General features: G+C 64.5%; 18 protein-coding genes, 1 tRNA gene and 1 pseudogene. 8 read left to right on the top strand and 12 right to left on the bottom strand.

All coding sequences use genetic code 11. From position 1 onward, the window contains the following. Positions 1–10 precede the first annotated feature (10 nt). The gene (locus tag FJ546_RS18285; protein ID WP_140890610.1) at positions 11–892 is read left to right on the top strand and encodes a MurR/RpiR family transcriptional regulator; all 882 of its coding nucleotides are present in this window, start codon (positions 11–13) and stop codon (positions 890–892) included. A gap of 3 nt (positions 893–895) precedes the next feature. On the opposite strand, the gene FJ546_RS18280 is transcribed toward FJ546_RS18285, so the two are convergent. Then, the gene (locus FJ546_RS18280; protein ID WP_140890609.1) at positions 896–1,216 is read right to left on the bottom strand and encodes a DUF167 family protein; all 321 of its coding nucleotides are present in this window, start codon (positions 1,214–1,216) and stop codon (positions 896–898) included. 13 nt (positions 1,217–1,229) lie between these two features. Next, a complete protein-coding gene (locus FJ546_RS18275) occupies positions 1,230–1,520 on the bottom strand; it encodes a YggT family protein (protein WP_027047523.1) in 291 nt (96 codons plus the stop codon). Between the two features lie 145 nt (positions 1,521–1,665). Here FJ546_RS18275 and FJ546_RS18270 point away from each other — a divergent pair. The 5 genes from FJ546_RS18270 to FJ546_RS18245 all read left to right on the top strand — a co-directional run bounded on the left by FJ546_RS18270 (position 1,666) and on the right by FJ546_RS18245 (position 5,017). Then, positions 1,666–1,741, top strand: a tRNA-Ala gene (locus FJ546_RS18270). A gap of 315 nt (positions 1,742–2,056) precedes the next feature. Further along, positions 2,057–2,827 carry a helix-turn-helix transcriptional regulator gene (locus FJ546_RS18265; protein WP_140890608.1) on the top strand — a complete coding sequence of 257 codons (771 nt, stop codon included), beginning with the start codon at positions 2,057–2,059 and terminating at the stop codon, positions 2,825–2,827. Between the two features lie 391 nt (positions 2,828–3,218). Next, positions 3,219–4,277 carry a SagB/ThcOx family dehydrogenase gene (locus FJ546_RS18255; RefSeq protein WP_246686878.1) on the top strand — a complete coding sequence of 353 codons (1,059 nt, stop codon included), beginning with the start codon at positions 3,219–3,221 and terminating at the stop codon, positions 4,275–4,277. A 66-nt stretch (positions 4,278–4,343) separates the two neighbouring features. Continuing rightward, a complete protein-coding gene (locus tag FJ546_RS18250) occupies positions 4,344–4,589 on the top strand; it encodes a hypothetical protein (RefSeq protein WP_140890606.1) in 246 nt (81 codons plus the stop codon). A gap of 107 nt (positions 4,590–4,696) precedes the next feature. After that, a complete protein-coding gene (locus tag FJ546_RS18245; protein WP_140890605.1) occupies positions 4,697–5,017 on the top strand; it encodes a hypothetical protein in 321 nt (106 codons plus the stop codon). A 51-nt stretch (positions 5,018–5,068) separates the two neighbouring features. On the opposite strand, the gene FJ546_RS18240 is transcribed toward FJ546_RS18245, so the two are convergent. From FJ546_RS18240 to exbB, 3 genes are read right to left on the bottom strand one after another with little or no spacing between them, the layout of a single operon-like run. Next, the gene (locus FJ546_RS18240; protein ID WP_140890604.1) at positions 5,069–6,016 is read right to left on the bottom strand and encodes an energy transducer TonB; all 948 of its coding nucleotides are present in this window, start codon (positions 6,014–6,016) and stop codon (positions 5,069–5,071) included. After that, positions 6,013–6,480, bottom strand: coding sequence for a TonB system transport protein ExbD (gene exbD, locus FJ546_RS18235; protein WP_140890603.1), 468 nt, complete (start codon positions 6,478–6,480; stop codon positions 6,013–6,015). Before exbD ends, FJ546_RS18240 begins: the two co-directional genes overlap by 4 nt. Before the next feature lie 7 nt (positions 6,481–6,487). Continuing rightward, positions 6,488–7,432 carry a tonB-system energizer ExbB gene (exbB, locus tag FJ546_RS18230; RefSeq protein ID WP_140890602.1) on the bottom strand — a complete coding sequence of 315 codons (945 nt, stop codon included), beginning with the start codon at positions 7,430–7,432 and terminating at the stop codon, positions 6,488–6,490. A gap of 272 nt (positions 7,433–7,704) precedes the next feature. Between exbB and FJ546_RS18225 the strand changes: the two genes are divergently transcribed. Next, positions 7,705–8,388 (top strand): isochorismatase family cysteine hydrolase, encoded by a 684-nt coding sequence (locus FJ546_RS18225; protein WP_140890601.1) that lies wholly within the window; start codon positions 7,705–7,707, stop codon positions 8,386–8,388. 6 nt (positions 8,389–8,394) lie between these two features. On the opposite strand, the gene FJ546_RS18220 is transcribed toward FJ546_RS18225, so the two are convergent. Together FJ546_RS18220 and FJ546_RS18215 are read right to left on the bottom strand one after the other, a co-directional pair. Next, complete coding sequence (locus FJ546_RS18220) at positions 8,395–9,336, bottom strand: LLM class flavin-dependent oxidoreductase (RefSeq protein WP_140890600.1); 942 nt, start codon at positions 9,334–9,336, stop codon at positions 8,395–8,397. A gap of 137 nt (positions 9,337–9,473) precedes the next feature. After that, positions 9,474–9,623, bottom strand: a complete 150-nt coding sequence (locus tag FJ546_RS18215) for a hypothetical protein (RefSeq protein ID WP_140890599.1) — start codon at positions 9,621–9,623, stop codon at positions 9,474–9,476. Positions 9,624–9,746: 123 nt separating this feature from the next. On the opposite strand from FJ546_RS18215, the pseudogene FJ546_RS18210 reads away from it, so the two are divergent. Beyond that, positions 9,747–9,938: pseudogene (locus FJ546_RS18210) on the top strand (SDR family oxidoreductase); the annotation flags it as partial. A gap of 7 nt (positions 9,939–9,945) precedes the next feature. On the opposite strand, the gene FJ546_RS18205 reads toward FJ546_RS18210, so the two are convergent. The 5 genes from FJ546_RS18205 to pcaF form a co-directional block, all read right to left on the bottom strand. Then, positions 9,946–10,890: an ABC transporter permease gene (locus tag FJ546_RS18205; protein WP_140890598.1), complete on the bottom strand. Its 945-nt coding sequence runs from the start codon at positions 10,888–10,890 to the stop codon at positions 9,946–9,948. Then, positions 10,887–11,942 carry an ABC transporter permease gene (locus tag FJ546_RS18200; RefSeq protein WP_140890597.1) on the bottom strand — a complete coding sequence of 352 codons (1,056 nt, stop codon included), beginning with the start codon at positions 11,940–11,942 and terminating at the stop codon, positions 10,887–10,889. The genes FJ546_RS18205 and FJ546_RS18200 overlap by 4 nt, the downstream gene beginning before the upstream one ends. Continuing rightward, the gene (locus FJ546_RS18195; RefSeq protein ID WP_140890718.1) at positions 11,942–13,432 is read right to left on the bottom strand and encodes an ABC transporter ATP-binding protein; all 1,491 of its coding nucleotides are present in this window, start codon (positions 13,430–13,432) and stop codon (positions 11,942–11,944) included. The genes FJ546_RS18200 and FJ546_RS18195 overlap by 1 nt, the downstream gene beginning before the upstream one ends. Positions 13,433–13,701: 269 nt before the next feature. Beyond that, positions 13,702–14,733 (bottom strand): BMP family protein, encoded by a 1,032-nt coding sequence (locus tag FJ546_RS18190; RefSeq protein ID WP_140890596.1) that lies wholly within the window; start codon positions 14,731–14,733, stop codon positions 13,702–13,704. 154 nt (positions 14,734–14,887) lie between these two features. Next, positions 14,888–16,093, bottom strand: a complete 1,206-nt coding sequence (pcaF, locus tag FJ546_RS18185) for a 3-oxoadipyl-CoA thiolase (protein ID WP_140890717.1) — start codon at positions 16,091–16,093, stop codon at positions 14,888–14,890.

Raw genomic sequence — 16,093 nt, 5'->3', positions numbered from 1 at the left:
AACAACAGACATGAAGACGCCGGCAGACATCATCACGCGGCTGCAGCTGATGTCGCAGGACGGCACCAAATCGGATCGCCGGCTGGCCGGCCTTGTGCTGTCCGATCTCGATTTCGCTTCCAAGGCGGCAATCTCGGAGATTGCCGCGCGCGTCGGCGTCAGCGAACCGACGGTGACGCGCTTTTGCCGCAATCTCGGCTGCGAGGGCCTGCGCGACTTCAAATTCTACCTGGCCCAGGCCATCGCCATTGGCGGCCAGTATCTGTCGCCCGAACCGTTGAGCCGCGACGCGCGTGAGCAGCGTATCGCCTCGGCCATCACCGAAGCGGCGATCTCGGCCATCCAGCGCGCCAGCGAGAACCTCGACATGACGACGCTGGTCGCCGTCGCCGAGCGGCTTGCGACGTCAGGCAATGTGCTGTGCATCGGCTCTGGCGGCATCTCCTCGATGATGGCGACCGAGATGCAGAATCGAATGTTCCGGCTTGGCCTGCCGGTGCTGGCGCAGATCGATGGCCAGTTGCAGCGCATGTACGCCGCCGTAGCCACGTCAGAAACCACCCTGGTCGCTTTTTCGGTGTCCGGCTATGCGCGCTCGGTCATCGAGGCGGTGCAGGTGGCCCAGCAATATGGCGCCACCACGGTCGCCATCACCGCGCCCGATTCGGCGCTGGCCAAGGCCGCCGACACGGTCATCCATTTGCAGCCGCTCGAGGACGGCAACATCTACAAGCCGACATCGTCGCGTTACGCGCTGCTGGCGATCGTCGACATGATCGTGACATCGGTTGCCGAGACGCGCGGTCCGAAGGTGCTGGAGAACTTGCGCCGCATCAAGCAGAGTGTAAACACGCTGAAGGTCGACGATCCAAGGCTCCCATTGGGGGATTGAACGTCAGCCAGAGGATTGACTGAGTGCCTCGACGCTCCATGCCAGCACTTTCGGATCACCGGCTATGCGCAGCGTCTTGAGCCGTGCCGTGCCGCCTGCGACCACCGAAACGGCCGACGCCGGCACACCCAGCGTCTTGGCGACCAGTCTCTCCAGCGCTTGATTGGCGGCGCCGCTTTCCGGCACGGCGCGGACCCGCGCCTTGAAATGGCTTCGCCCGTCCGCCGCCGTTTCGACGCCTTCCAACCTGTCCACGGAAGATTTTGGCGTCAGCCGCACGAACAGGTCGATGCCGTTCTCACGGATGCGGAACGGCGCGCTCATGCGATCGTCGGGCTCAAAGCACCAGCGGTGCTACCGTGGTGAGAATGAACTGCCTGACGAAGAACAGGATCAAGAGCAGGATGATCGGCGAAATGTCGATGCCGCCAAGGTCCGGCATGAAGCGGCGGATCGGCCGCAGCGCCGGCTCGGTCAGCCGATAGAGCATGTTGCCGATGCTGCCGACGAACTGGTTGCGCGAATTGACGACGTTGAAGGCGTACAGCCAGGAAAAGATCGCCGAGGCGATGATGATCCACCAGTAGAGGTCAAGCGCCATGACGATGGTTTGAATGAGGGCGAGCATGCCGGTCTCCAATTGTTGCCGACATGTAGCCATTGCACGCCAAACCGGCAAGGGCCGGCAACCGAAGCGCCAGGCAACGAGGATTTCGGCAACGCCGCCTTGACAGAAATCAGCCGCGCCCGATAAATGCGCCACTTGCTGGAACGGGGCTGTAGCTCAGCTGGGAGAGCGCATCGTTCGCAATGATGAGGTCAGGGGTTCGATCCCCCTCAGCTCCACCAGCAAAGTCGTCGGTTCTCCGCTTTCTGCCGCGCCGCCGGGACGCATGGTCGTCCCATGCGGCGCCGCGCGCCAATGTCACCCCAAAGGAAGCCGCAGGCAATTTCGCGATCTCCGGGCAAGGCGATTGTCAATTGGACTTATGGCGATGGCCGTTGCCGGATCGCCGCTATTTTTTTTGGAAGCCGCCCCATTAGAGTGGCGTTCTCAAATCGGTTTTTTCTGTGTGTTGTGACAAGGCGTTTCGGCGGGGGGCGACCGAAGGCGCTATACGGATTCCGAGTTGAAATGAAAAATTCGCCTGCGAAAGCAAAGACGTGTCCATTCGCGAGAACCTCGCTGCAAATCTCAGACGGCTCTGCAAGGACCATGCCTCCGTTAGTGCGGTATGCCGTGAGTTGGGCATCAACCGCACGCAATTCGAGCGGTACCTGCAAGGGCAGACCGTTCCGAACAAGGCCACCGCCAAGCTGATCTGCGACTACTTCCGCATCGACGAGGCCGAACTCTACCAGGATCCTGGCGCACCCGAACACAGGGTTCCCGGCCTGCCGCCGATTTCCGAAAGTCTGTTCAACCAGATGATCCGCCCGCCCGCCCCGTCGATCGCGGGCGGTACCTATTTCACCTACTTTTCGATCCCCACCCGTCCCGACCTCTTGATGCGGTCGGTGACCTTCGTGCGTCGCGAGGCCGAGCTGGTCACATTCCGCCGGGTCACCGGGTGGTCGGAGCGCCGTGGCTCGACATGGGCGCGCGCGCGCGGCAACCACTATGGTGTGGCGATCTCGCGCCTGAACTGGATCTATTTCAGCGGCGTCAACCGTCGCCAGACCGGCGAACCGTCGCTGATCTCCGTGCAGTGGGCTCCCATCTCCGAACCGGTGCTGACGGGCAAGGCCATGCTTCTGACAGAGGCCGGGCCGGCATTCGTATCGGTTATCATGCGGCAGGATATGTCCGGCATCCGGCCACGGCATGCCATCCGCATGGCGCATGTCGTCGGGCTCGACGATCCCGGTATCGATCAACTCGTCGTCAGCCTTGCCCGGGACGGGCTAGGCTGGCCGATCGGTTACGCTAAATAAGAATAAGAATATCCCGAAAAAGCGTAGGCTGGAGATTGCTTACTCCACATCTGAGCAAAATCGATATTTTAGACTTTGCCACCGAGAAAGATATTTTAGGTCACGCCAGCTTTACTACAATTTTAACAAACCATTAACCCTTTCGATCTTACCTTTCCTCACGCGGATCCCGCTGTGGGGATCTTTCACAGATCCCATTTGGGGGTCAGAAAAGGGACGAAAATGGCCAAGAAAGTGAACAATGCCCCGAAGCTGACGGTTGCCGCGGGCACGCAGACCGTCTTCTTCTCGCAGGGCATGCACTACAACAAGCGCTGAAGTCGTTCGGCGCCGATGGGCGGTTCGCCTGTCGGCGCCTCACATTGGCAAAACGGCATTCAGCATCATGAAAATGCGCTCTTCAAAAACGCTCGTCCTCTATCCCGGGACCAACAAGGTCACGGCCTGCAATTTCCTGACCCGCAGCGTCTTCGAATGCAGCCCCGAGGTGATCGGTCTTCTCGCATCCTGGGACGAATGGGCCTCCCCCGCGGAAATCGCGCGCGCTCACGGGTGGTCGACGTCCGACCTGAACGCCGTCGTCCCGCAATTGCTCGATTTTTCCGCCCTGGTCACCGCCGGCTCGCCGCTGGCCGAACAGGAAACAAAATTCTCCGGGCAGTGGAACTGGGGCATCCCGACCGCGCTGATGCACTTCTGCCTCCAGGACTCGGAGTTCATGACCATTGAGCAAGCCGAGGCTCGCCAGATCGAACGCGCCGGCCATGTCGCGCAGCCCGACCTCATACTCAAGAATGCCGCCGGCGCCATTCGACTGCCGAACGCGCTCGACGACAACGAACTCCTGACCCTGATGGCGCGGCGCCGCACCAACCGCACCGCGGCCGCCCCCACGATCACCGCGCGGCAGCTTTCCGACTGCCTGTTCGCGGGCATGGGCATCACCGGCGAGACCAGCAACTGCGTCGGCGCCCTGCCGCTGGGCATGACCCCTTCGGGCGGCGCGCGCAACCCTTACGAGGCTTATGTGGTTGCGCTTGGCGTCGAGGGCCTGGAGCCCGGCGTCTACCACTATTCCGCCGCCGATCACGACCTCGGCATGGTCTCGGCCAACCATCTGCCGAAGATTTCCGAACTGGTCGGCGGGCAGGAATGGGCTGATGCCATGCCTTGCCTGATCCTGCTTTGCGCCAGGCTCGACCGCACCATGTGGAAATATGACGATGCCAACGCCTACCGCGTCGTGCTGATCGAGGCCGGCCATATCGGCCAGAACGTGATGCTGGCGGCGACCAAGCACGGTCTGTCGGCCTGCCCCACGGCAGCGCTCAGCCATTCGGCGATCAAACGTCTTCTCGGCCTCGACCGCCTCACCGATGCACCCATCTATGCGTTGACCCTTTCGACCCCGGAACCAGGCCCGCATTCGGTGGGCCAGTCCATTAATTAGCCGTCTTAGTATGTCCGTGTAGCCAATACGCGTTCCCTGAGTTCCACCAGATGACAGGAGAAGCACGTGGCCAATCAGTCCCTACGTCAGTCAGAGATCGATAGCCTTCAATATATCGCGACGATGAGCAATGAGCTCGTGCGGATGGCCGAAGCAAGCCGTTTTCCCATGATCTCCTACCTGCTCGGCATGGCCTATGCCGAAGCCTTCGACGTCCTGCGCGGCGCGCAGCCTGCAAGGCATGCGCAGCTCAGCGGCAACCCGATGCATGCCAGGCCGAAGGACAGCCACGCTCAGCAAAGGAGAGCGTAGCGGATGCAACACTCAGCCCTGCGCGCGCTGGTATCGCGATCCCCCGCCTTGATCGCCCGCGGTCCGCAAATGGACTTCATGCATAGAGATTCGAGGGGAACCCGCCAATGAACATGATCGCACCCATCAGGAGCGCCGATGCCAGGGACAGCGTCTTCGGCCGGCTCCAGACCCTGATCGCCCGTCGGCCGGCATCGCCGGATGCCGCACGCGCCGAGGCCCGGCAACTGATTTCCCTGGCGATGGCCGACAGCTGGCAGGCAGATAGCCTGTGGGGCGCGGCGGACGCCTTTCACGCCCATTTCGACTTCATGATGCAGACCATCGAGATCAACGGCGCCGACGATCCGAACCTCGGGACACTGCGCGTGAAATGCCGCTTCTACCTGGAGCAGGTCGAAACGCTGTGCCATTCGATGAGCCACTGACCGCGGTCCTCGCAAAGATCGGACAGCGCCAGGATCAGGCCAGCCTCCGCTCTAATCCCGCAAATTGAACACGAACGGCGCCGTGCGGCTGACGCGCGAGCCGAGTTCCGGCGGCGGTGCCGGCACCGTTGCGCCCTGCAGCACGGCGAGCGCGGCGCGGTCGAGGTCAGGATCGCCGGAAGAACGGGCCACGCGCACCGACACCACCCTGCCCGATGCGTCCACCGCGAAGGCCACGTTCACATTGCCCTGCGCTCCCCTGGATTTCGCGGCACTTGGATAACGCTTGTGCCGATTGATCCATGCCGCCAGCCGGGATTCCCACTTGGCCGGATCTATGCCCGAGAACCCTGCCGCCGATTTCGGCGCCGCCGCCTTGGCCGCCGGCCTTGTCTGCGCGCTTGCGGTGGCAACCGTCCTTGCCGGCTCGGCCTTTTCCTTCCTTGGCCGCGGCTTGGGCTTTTCGGCCGGTTTTTTCGCCTTGGCCTGGACCGGTCTCTTTTCCTTGGTTTCCTCGACCGGCTTCGGCCGCGGCAACGCAACGACGACCTCTGGCCTCAGGGCTTCGACAATTTCGGGAACGACCTGATCCGGCGGCGGTTGGTCGATCGGTTCGGCGTCGGCTGTCGCGGTCGGCTCGGTCTCGTCGGGCGGCACCGTTTCCGGTTGCTCGGCTGTCGGTTCGGTTTGTTGGGTCATTTTCTCGGGCTCGGCTTCGGCGACCCTCTCGGCCTCTTCGGCTGGTTCGGCCTGGTCGGGCATCGCCGCTTCCAGCATCGCGGCCTGTTCGGGCACGGCCGGCATCACCGCCATCGGCACCATTTCGATCACCGGGGTCGGCGGCCCGCCATCCATCTCGATCGGATTGAAGCTCTGCACCGCATAGGCGACCGCGACATGGGCGCCAAGCACCAGCGCCGCCGCACCCGTCCACAAGCCAAGATCGCGCCAGCCGAAGCGCGTCAGGTCAGTCGTGGGCAGGGCGGCCGCCTGCGTCATGGCGCCGCCGTTCCCGCGGGAGCGGGTGCCGGCGCATCGGTCGCGGGCGCCGTCTCCAGACCGACCAGCGCGATCTTCAGATAGCCGGCGCCGCGCAGCAGGTTCATGGTCTCCATCAGGTCGCCATAGGCGACCGCCTTGTCGGCGCGCAGGAAGATGCGCGTCTGCTTGTCGCCCCTTGTCCTGCTGTCCAACGTGGCCGCGAAGGCCGGGCGCGGCACGCTGTCATTGCCGATAGCCAGCGTAAGATCATCCTTCAAGGTCAGGAACAGCGGCGTTTCGGGTCGCGGCGCGGGCGTCGCCGTCGAGCCCGGCAGGTCGACATTGACGTCCACCGTCGCCAGCGGTGCGGCGACCATGAAGATGATCAGCAGCACCAGGATGACATCGATGAAGGGCGTGACGTTGATCTCGTGGCTCTCCTCGAGATCGTCGTCCAGGGTCTGGCGGATTCTGCTTCCCATGGCGTCGCTACTCCGCCGCCAGCGCCGTCGCCGGCGCGACCGTGCGGAAATCCAGGTCGCGGCTGACCAGCCTCTCGACGCCCGCCGAGGCATCGGCGAGGATCTGCCGGTAGCCGGCTATCGAGCGGGCGAAGACATTGTAGATCACCACTGCTGGAATTGCCGCGACGAGGCCCATCGCCGTGGCCAGCAGCGCCTCGGCAATGCCCGGCGCGACCACTGCCAGATTGGTGGTCTGCGCCTGCGAAATGCCGATGAAGGCGTTCATGATGCCCCAGACCGTGCCGAACAGGCCGACGAAGGGAGCCGTGGAGCCAATCGTCGCCAGCACGCCTGTGCCGCGCGACATGCGCCGCGACGCCGCCGCCTCGATGCGCGACAGGCGCGAGGTGACCCGTTCCTTCAACCCGTCACCGCCGATATGGCCGAGCGCGCCGGCCGAGAGTGCGGTCTCTTCTTCCGCCGCCTTGACCAGAAGCGCGCCGGGGCCGCCGCTGCGGTCGAGCGCGCGGCTCGCCTGCTTCAGCGTCGCGGCATCGCCGATCGCGCGAACGGCACGGCGGATGCGCAGCTTGCCGCCAAAAATCTCCAGCGATTTGGCCAGCCATATCGTCCAGGTGACGAGCGAGGCGAAGGCCAGTCCGATCATTACCGCCTTCACGATGATGTCGGCGGCCATGAACATGCCCCACGGCGACAGATCGTGCGGCAGGTTCAGCTCCATCGCCCCCGCGGGCGCTGCTGTAACGGGCGCCGGAGCTGCTGGCGCGCCGGGCGGCGGTGTCGCGGGCGCTGATGTGGCCGGGACCGTTGCGGCGGGTGCCGGTGCGGCAGACACCGGCGTGGCCTCCGCCGCAGGGGCAGCGCCGGCCGGCTGTTGCTGGGCCGATGCACTGCCGACCGACAGGATGACGGATGCGACCAACGCCGCAAGCAAACTGGTTCTAGACAACAACAGCTTCTTCCTTGTCCTCACAACGGCCGGCCGCTTCCTGTTCCGCCACCTCGGCGGTCCGATCTCCGGGCGTGAAACATGACTCTACTAGTCAACATTGAAGATGACTGCAACATTCAACAATTAGTCGGGACGGCCGATGACGTATGCCGGCGGCAGCACGATACCCGCAACATCCTGCTTCTTGGCGTCAGAGCCGCGGCCTGAGTGGACGAGTTGAGCTTCGCCAGTCAGGATGGCTCTCACGATCGGCAAGGAGACACTCTCGGATGATCAAGGCAACGCCCTTCGACTTCCCGTATGACGGCAGGCTGGCGGCCGAAAACACGGCACTTGTCGTCATCGACCTGCAGCAGGATTTCCTGTCGACCACGGGCTATTTCGCCAGAAAGGGGTATGACCCCTCGCCGCTGCGGGCGATCCTGCCCACGGTGAACCGGCTGATATCAGCCGCGCGAAAAGCCGGCGTCACGGTCATCCACACCAGGCAGGGCTATCGCGCCGACATGGCCGACATGACGCCCTATGAGAAATGGCGCCGCAGGCGCTCCGGTCTCGACGGCACCGACATACTGCTGCGCTCGGGCGCGGGGTTCCAGATCGTTCCGGAGATCGATGTCGCGCCTGATGACATCATCGTCGACAAGACCTGCAACAGCGCCTTCACCTATACGGATTTCGAGCTTGTGCTGCGCGCGCAAGGCATCACGCATCTCATGTTTTCCGGCTGCACGACTGACGTCTGCGTCCACACCACGCTGCGCGAGGCCTGCGACCGCAACTTTCAGTGCCTGACGATCTTGGACGCCTGCGCCAGCGGCGACAGACAAGCCCACGAGGCGGCGCTGCACATGGTGACGGTCGAAGACGGCGTCTTCGGCGTGCTCGCCGATTCGGCCGCCGTCATCGATGGCCTATCGCGGCTTGGCGACAGGCATCACGCAGACGATTGATCGGCTTCACCCTTCTGCACGCGTCTCCAGCCCCGTGCGTGGCGCGTAGGCCCCCGGCTGGAAAACATCATGTTCGCGGCGCGCCAGCGAGTTGCGCAGCAGCGCGATCGTTTCCCGGCCGGCCGTCGCGATCTCGCGCGGCGTGTCGACGCCGACGATCATGAACTCATCGATCCCGAGCCCGGCATAGGCAAGCAGCGACAACGCGACCTGGGCGGGCGGCCCGGACAGGTCGACCGCCTTGTGGCCGGCGGCGGAAGCGCCCTGGTGGATCCGCACCGGAAGCGCGAAGCGCAGCTTGCCGGCCCGGCCATGTTCGGCCGCGGCGCCGCGCATCCGCTCCATCAGCTGCCTGACATCGTCGATCGAGCCCGGCGCCAGTTCGAAGACATCGGCATGCCGGCCGGCCACTTTCAGCGCCGTTCCTGATTGCCCGCCCATGCGGATGGTCAGGTCGGCGCCGTGCGGGCCTTTGCGCGGCACGTAGCCGCCCTTGATACTGTAGAAGGCGCCTTCATGATCGAAGGGCCGGTCATTCGACCACAACCGCTTCAAAAGCACGAGATATTCGTCCAAGCGCTGCCAGACGACGCTGTGCCCGACCGGCCGTGACTCGGCATCGTCATCGTTCAACGGCTCGCTGATCATCCGGAGCGCCAGCCGGCCGCCGCTTTTTCGGTCTATCGATGCCAATTGGCGGGCCGCCACGATCGGCGCGACGACACCTGCCCAGTGGGTCAGCACGACCTCGAGCGAGGCGGTGCGGTCGAGCACCTGAGCGGCAAGATCCATATTGGTCAGCAGCCCGGCCGAATCGTCGACGACGATCTTCTGAAAGCCGCCATCCTCGATCAGTCCGAGCTTGGTCGCCGTCTCGGCAAAATCATAGAAAAACGGAATGGCGGCGGCGGCGGTCTTGCCGGGGACATGGGTGAATTCGATCGGCATTGTCATCTCCTCCATCGCTGGAATCATGGATGCGCTGAAATTCGAATCGCGGCCGCGCGCAAACGCACCGGGATCCGGTTCATTCAACTCCGATTGCCTGATACAGCGGGGCGGCTGGCCCCTGTCGATCCGGTGTCCTAGGGAATTAGGCCCAGAACGACGGCCCCGGTGAACACGAACGCAAGGGCAAAGACGAGATAGGCGAAAGCTCCGGCATAGGCCGGGCGAAAGGTCTGGGCATTGGCCAGCCTCTGGCCGTTGCTGTCGGCGTTCTGGATATAGGACATATCGACCTCCGTCTCACCGGTTAATCTATAAAACTTGTAGACTTTGTCGATTGCTATTTTTGCGCTGCAGGCAGAATAATTTTCTCCCTCCAGGGCTCAAGTTGGTCATGAATTGCTGGGATCGCGATGTTCCTGATGACGCGCGCCGTGCTGCCCGGCATGATCGCGGCGGGCGGCGGCTCGATCGTCTGCACCTCGTCGATCTCGGCGGTGCCGACACCGAACGAGGTGCTCTACGACACCACCAAGGGCGCCTGCCACATGTTCGCGCGCGCCATTGCCGTGGAGTTCCGCGACCGCAACGCCGTCTGCCCAAGCATTACTAACGCTCTTCCCTGCGAAACGGCTTGAGCAGCGCCGAGGGCGCCACCGCGTTGCGCGACATGATTGCCATCGCGACGATGGTGAAGATGAAGGGCAGCATCAGGAACGCTTCGTAGGGGATATGCCCGAGCCCGCTCGCCTGCATGCGCAATTGCAAGGCATCGACAAAGGCGAACAGCAGTGCGGCACCCGCCGAGCGCCACGGATCCCAGCGGCCGAAGACGACCAGCGCGATCGCCACCCAGCCGCGCCCTGAGACGACGCCGAAGGTGAAGGCGTTGAACTGCGCCATCGACAGGAAGGCGCCGGCCAGTCCCATCAGCGCACCGCCGAGGATGACCGCCTGGAAGCGCGTGGCAATGACGCTGACGCCGGCCGAATCGGCGGCGCGCGGGTTCTCGCCGACCATGCGCACCGACAGGCCCCAGGGCGTACGGTAAAGCACGAAGGCGGCGAGCGGTATGGCTAGGATTGCCATGTAGACCAGCGCGAACTGGTTGAACACCGCCGGCCCGAGCACCGGAATGCCCGACAGGACCGGGATCGGCAGCGTCTGAAAGCCCTTGATGGCAGGCGGCACCGATTGCTGGCCGAAGATCAGCCGGTAGAGGAAATAGGCAAGGCCCGACGAGAACAAAGTCACGCCGATGCCGCAGACATGCTGGCTCAGGCCGAGTGCCACCGTGAACAGCGCATGCAGCGCGCCCATCAGCATCCCGGTCAGCACCGCCACCAGGACGCCGAGCCACAGGCTGCCGCTGAGGCTGGTGGCGGTGAAGCCGGTCATGGCGCAGAGCAGCATGATGCCTTCGATGCCGAGATTGAGCACGCCGGCCCGCTCGGAGAACATTTCGCCGAGCGTGGCGAAGGCCAGCGGCGTGGCGATGCGGATGATGGCGGCGAGGAAGCCGACCTGGAAGATCTGTTCCAGCACCACGCTCATCGGGCGGCCCCCACACGGCGAATGCGATAGGCGGTGAACAGCAGCGCCACCAGCATGGCAAGCAGGGCGGTGCCCTGGATGACGTCGCTGAGGAACGCCGGCACGCCGGTCGCGCGCGACATCGCCTCGGCGCCGGTCATCACGGCGGCGAGGAAAATCGCCGCCGGCACCACACCCAGCGGATTGAGCCGCGCCAGCATGGCGACGACGATGCCGGAATAGCCGTAGCCTGGCGAGATGTCGCTCATCACCTGGAAATGCACACCGCCGACTTCGCCGACGCCGGCGAGCCCCGCCAGCGCGCCGGACATGAGCGCGGTCGAGAGCAGCACACGCTCGACATGGATGCCGCCATAGCGGGCGGCTTCCGGGTTCTCACCGGTGACCCTGATGCGGAAGCCAAGCGTCGTGCGCGCGATGAAGAACCAGATCAGCGGTGCTGCGACCAGCGCCACGATGACGCCCAGATGCAGCCGCGTGCCTTCGATCAGCACCGGGAAATTGGCCGAATCCTCGATTGGCGGCGAGATCGGATAGCCGCTGAAGCTGTCCTTCCACGGCCCTTCGATCAGCGCCATCAGTGCGTAGTAAATGACCGAGTTGAGCAGCAGCGAGCTGACGACATCATCGACCTTGAATTTGACCCGCAGCGTCGCCGGCACCAACGCGACCGCGGCGCCGGCGGCGGCACCCACCACCGCCATCAACAGCATGGCGACCGCTCCCGGCATCGGGATGGCGCCGACAAAGCAGCTGGCAACGGCACCGGCCAGCAATTGCCCCTCGGCACCGATGTTCCAGAATTTGGCGCGGAAGGCGACGGCGACCGCCAGCCCGGTGAAGATCATCGGTGCCGCGCGCACCAGCGTTTCGGTGATGGCGTAGCTGTCGCCGAGCGAGGCCGTGAACATCACGCCGTAAGATTCGAGCACGCCGGCGCCAGCCAGCGCGATCAGGCCGCTGCACAGGACAAGCGTCGCCGCGATCGCCACCAACGGGAGGGCGAGATTGAACCAGGTCGGCGTCGAGCTGCGCACTTCCAGGCGAAACATCAGCTGTGGCCCTCCGCCCCGGTCATCAGCAGGCCGAGCCGCGCGATCGTCGCGTCGGCGCTGTCGAGCGTGCCGACGATGCGGCCCTCATACATCACCGCGATGCGATCGCAGAGCACCAGCAGCTCTTCCAGATCCTCGCCGATGACGATGATGCCGCAGCCCTTGGCGCGCATGTCGAGGAACTTTTCGTGGATGAAGCGGGCAGCCCCGATGTCGAGGCCGCGCGTCGGCTGAGAGACGATCAAAACCTTCGGGTCGAAGGCGAGCTCGCGCGCCAGGAGCGCCTTCTGCAGATTGCCGCCCGACAGCGCCCCGGCACGCGTCATCGGTCCAGGGCACCTGATGTCATAGGCCTTGATCTGTTCTTCGGCGAAGGCGCGGATCGCGTCCGGCTTGAGCAGGCCTTTGCTGCTGAACGCGGCAGTGCCGATGCGTGGCAGCACCATCGAATCGGCAAGCGGCAAATTGGTGACCAGACCCGTGGTCATGCGGTCCTCCGGGATGCGCCCAAGCCCAAGCGCCTGCACCTCGCGCGGCGAGAACCGCGAGACCGTCCGGCCAGCGATCGTCATCCGGCCGGCATCGGGCGCGCGCACGCCGGAGATCACTTCGGCGAGCGCCTGCTGGCCATTGCCGGACACGCCGGCAATGCCGAGAATCTCGCCGGCACGGACGGCAAGCGACACATCGCGCAACGCGGTTCCCGAGTGCTTCGATGTGGAAATGCCGTCGAGCGTCAGCACCGCTTCACCCGGCGTCGAAGGCCCCCTGGCCGGCGGCACGATCTCGTGGCCGCACATCAGCTGCGCCATGGCGGCGGATGTCGTGTTGGCCGGATCGTCGACACGGCCGGCGACACGGCCATGCCGCAGCACCGTGCAGCGATGGGTGAGCGCCCGCACCTCGTTGAGCTTGTGCGAGATGAAGATGATGCCGAGACCTTGCGCCGCCATCGAGCGCAGCGCTGAAAACAGCCCGTCGACCTCGCTCGGCGCCAGCACCGCCGTCGGCTCGTCGAGGATCAAAAGCTTTGCGCCGCGAAACAGCGCCTTGACGATCTCGAGCCGCTGCTGTTCGCCGACCGACAGCGCCGAGACCGGCAGGTCGGGATCGAGCGTCAATCCATGCTGGCGGCCGATTTCGGCCAGCCGCGCCAACCCGCTGGCGCGGTCGATCCGTCCCGATTTTCCGGGAATGCCGATGAGCAGGTTTTCCAGCACCGTCAGCCGTGGCGCCAGGTGAAAATGCTGGTGCACCATGCCGATGCCGGCGGCCAGCGCATCGGCCGAACTGGTGATCCGCACCGGCTGCCCCTGGACCAGGATCTCCCCGGCATCCGGCGCGTAGGCGCCGAACAGCACATTCATCAGCGTCGTCTTGCCGGCGCCGTTCTCGCCCAGCAGGCCGAGGATTTCACCGGGTGCGACGCTGAGGTCGACAGCCTCGTTCGCCTTGACGGCGCCGAAGCTCTTGGTGATGCCGCGCATTTCGATGAGTGGGGCGGGCGTCGGCAAGGATACTCCTGATCGGAATTGGCTTTACGATTCGGCTTTGACTGATCGGGTGGCGCTGCACCCCTCTCTGGCCTGCCGGCCATCTCCCCCTCAAGGGGGGAGATTGGATGTCACTTTCGGCTTTCGCCAGTTTTTCCAGGTCGAAAGAAAAGTGACTCGGGTGAAGCTGCCAATCTCCCCCCTTGAGGGGAGATGTCCGGCAGGACAGAGGGGGGCGCCTCGCGCCAGCCCCCCACCAAGCCTCAATCCGAAACCGGCGTGTTCTCGTCGACATCCACCCGGAAATTGCCTTCGAGGATCTCGGCCTTCTTCTTCTCGACCAGATCCTTGACCTCGGCCGGCAGCGTCTTGTCGAACCTGTGATAGGGAGCGAGATACGAACCGCCCTTGGCCATGCGCGAGAAATCGCCATAGTCCTGCGCGGTGTAGACGCCGGCCTTGACCAGTTTGATCGCTTGTTCGACCGTCGGATACATGTCCCAGACCGGGCCGGTGATGACCGTGTCGGGACCGAGGCTCGACTGGTCCGACATGTTGGAGATGGCGAGGATCTTCTTCTCGACAGCCGCCTCGATGACGCCGAAGCGCTCGGCATAGATGACGTCGACGCCGGCATCGATCTGCGCAACCGCGGCTTCCTTGGCCTTGGGCGGATCGAAGAAGGAACCGATGAAGGCGACCTTCTTCTTGACGTTCGGATTGACCTCCTTGGCGCCGGCAAAGAAGGCGTTGACCAGCCGGTTCACTTCCGGAATGCCCATCGCCGCGACGGCGCCGACCGTGCCCGATTTCGACATCTTGCCGGCGATCATCCCGGAGAGATAGGCGGGCTCATGGATCCAGTTGTCGAAGACGCCGAAATTGGGTTCGGCCGGACCGGCGCCGGAACCGAACAGCCAGGCGGTCTTCGGGAATTGTTTTGCGGTGCGGCGCGATTCACGCTCGGCGGCGAAGGCGTCGCCCAGCACCAGCTGGTAGCCGCCCTGCGCATATTCGCGCATGACGCGGCTGAAGTCGGCGGTCTGCACTTTCTCCGACCATTTGTATTCGATGCCGAGTTCCTTCTCCGCCTTCTGCAAGGCGACATGGATCTGGTTGTCCCACGGCTCCTCGATCGGCGTGGCGAAGATCGCCGCCACCTTCAGTTTCTTGTCCTTGGCGAAGGCCGCGCCCGGCAGCATGGCCGCTGCCAGGCCAAGCGCGCCGAGCTCCAGCACATTGCGCCGCGAAATCCCTTCGCGTGTCGACGAAGACTTGTTCTTCCGGTTTTCCATTGCAGTCCCCTCTGTTTGACAGCCGTGTCGAGCCGGCCGTTCTAAAAATCAGACGGGGAACTATGGAACGGGTCCGGACTTTTGTCCACATGGTCAAATTTGGCGACGCGCCGAATCCAGCCCAGATTCTCGCTGGCCAAACGCAAGGCGGCGGTCAGGCCCGTTCGAGCGCGATGGCGATGCCCTGGCCGACGCCGATGCACATCGTCGCCAGGCCGTAGCGGCCGCCGCGCTCGCGCAGCTCCAGGGCCGCCGTGCCCGAGATGCGCGCGCCCGACATGCCCAGCGGATGGCCGAGCGCGATGGCGCCGCCATTCGGGTTGACGTGTTCGGCATCCTCGGCAATGCCGAGCTGGCGCAGCACGGCGATGCCTTGCGAGGCAAAGGCTTCGTTGAGCTCGATGACATTGAACTGTTGCGGCGTCAAGCCGAGCCGCGCGCAAAGCTTCTGTGTCGCCGGCGCCGGGCCGATGCCCATGATGCGCGGCGCAACGCCGACGGCAGCGCCGCCGAGGATGCGGGCGATCGGCGCCAGGCCGTATTTCTTTATCGCGGCCTCCGAGGCGACGATCAGCGCCGCCGCCCCGTCATTGACGCCGGAGGCATTGCCGGCGGTCACCGTGCCGCCCTGCCGGAACGGCGTCGGCAGCTTGGCCAGCGCCTCGAGCGTCGTGCCGGCGCGTGGATGTTCGTCTTTCGAGACCACCACCGCATCGCCCTTGCGCTGCGGGATCGTCACCGCGGTGATTTCCTTGGCCAGCCTCCCATTGGCCTGCGCCGCGACCGCCTTGTCCTGGCTGCGCACGGCAAAGGCGTCCTGGGCCGCGCGGGTAACGGCGAATTCTTCTGCCACGTTCTCGCCTGTCTCCGGCATCGAATCGACGCCATACTGCTTCTTCATCAGCGGGTTGACGAAACGCCAGCCGATGGTGGTGTCGTGGATCTCGGCATTGCGCGAGAATGCCGTATCGGCCTTGGGCATGACGAACGGCGCCCGGCTCATCGATTCCACACCGCCGGCGATCATCAATTCCGCTTCGCCGGCCTTGATGGCCCGCGCGGCAATGGTCAGCGCATCCATGCCCGAACCGCACAGGCGATTGACGGTCGAACCCGGGATTTCCTTCGGCAGGCCGGCCAAGAGCAGCGCCATGCGTGCGACGTTGCGGTTGTCCTCGCCGGCCTGGTTGGCGCAGCCATAAACGACGTCGTCCACTGCCTGCCAGTCGATGCCGGCATTGCGCTTGACAAGCGCCTTCAGCGGAATGGCGCCGAGATCGTCTGATCGCACCGAGGACAGCGAACCGCCGAAGCGGCCGATCGGCGTGCGGATGTAGTCGCAGATATAGGCCTCGGCCAT

The organism is Mesorhizobium sp. B2-4-19, from assembly GCF_006441315.1.
In the GTDB taxonomy this organism is placed as follows: domain Bacteria; phylum Pseudomonadota; class Alphaproteobacteria; order Rhizobiales; family Rhizobiaceae; genus Mesorhizobium.
The sequence above is the reverse complement of the archived record's forward strand: the minus strand, read 5'-3'. Positions and strand labels throughout refer to the sequence as shown.

Bases quoted from the DNA above. Each gene is read 5' to 3' on its own strand.
- FJ546_RS18285 (WP_140890610.1), top strand. From the start codon at position 11: ATGAAGACGCCGGCAGACATCATCACGCGGCTGCAGCTGATGTCGCAG.
- FJ546_RS18280 (WP_140890609.1), bottom strand. From the start codon at position 1,216: ATGAGCGCGCCGTTCCGCATCCGTGAGAACGGCATCGACCTGTTCGTG.
- FJ546_RS18275 (WP_027047523.1), bottom strand. From the start codon at position 1,520: ATGCTCGCCCTCATTCAAACCATCGTCATGGCGCTTGACCTCTACTGG.
- FJ546_RS18255 (WP_246686878.1), top strand. From the start codon at position 3,219: ATGCGCTCTTCAAAAACGCTCGTCCTCTATCCCGGGACCAACAAGGTC.
- FJ546_RS18245 (WP_140890605.1), top strand. From the start codon at position 4,697: ATGAACATGATCGCACCCATCAGGAGCGCCGATGCCAGGGACAGCGTC.
- FJ546_RS18240 (WP_140890604.1), bottom strand. From the start codon at position 6,016: ATGACGCAGGCGGCCGCCCTGCCCACGACTGACCTGACGCGCTTCGGC.
- exbD (WP_140890603.1), bottom strand. From the start codon at position 6,480: ATGGGAAGCAGAATCCGCCAGACCCTGGACGACGATCTCGAGGAGAGC.
- FJ546_RS18225 (WP_140890601.1), top strand. From the start codon at position 7,705: ATGATCAAGGCAACGCCCTTCGACTTCCCGTATGACGGCAGGCTGGCG.
- FJ546_RS18220 (WP_140890600.1), bottom strand. From the start codon at position 9,336: ATGCCGATCGAATTCACCCATGTCCCCGGCAAGACCGCCGCCGCCGCC.
- FJ546_RS18215 (WP_140890599.1), bottom strand. From the start codon at position 9,623: ATGTCCTATATCCAGAACGCCGACAGCAACGGCCAGAGGCTGGCCAAT.
- FJ546_RS18205 (WP_140890598.1), bottom strand. From the start codon at position 10,890: ATGAGCGTGGTGCTGGAACAGATCTTCCAGGTCGGCTTCCTCGCCGCC.
- FJ546_RS18200 (WP_140890597.1), bottom strand. From the start codon at position 11,942: ATGTTTCGCCTGGAAGTGCGCAGCTCGACGCCGACCTGGTTCAATCTC.
- FJ546_RS18195 (WP_140890718.1), bottom strand. From the start codon at position 13,432: ATGCGCGGCATCACCAAGAGCTTCGGCGCCGTCAAGGCGAACGAGGCT.
- FJ546_RS18190 (WP_140890596.1), bottom strand. From the start codon at position 14,733: ATGGAAAACCGGAAGAACAAGTCTTCGTCGACACGCGAAGGGATTTCG.
- pcaF (WP_140890717.1), bottom strand. From the start codon at position 16,093: ATGGCCGAGGCCTATATCTGCGACTACATCCGCACGCCGATCGGCCGC.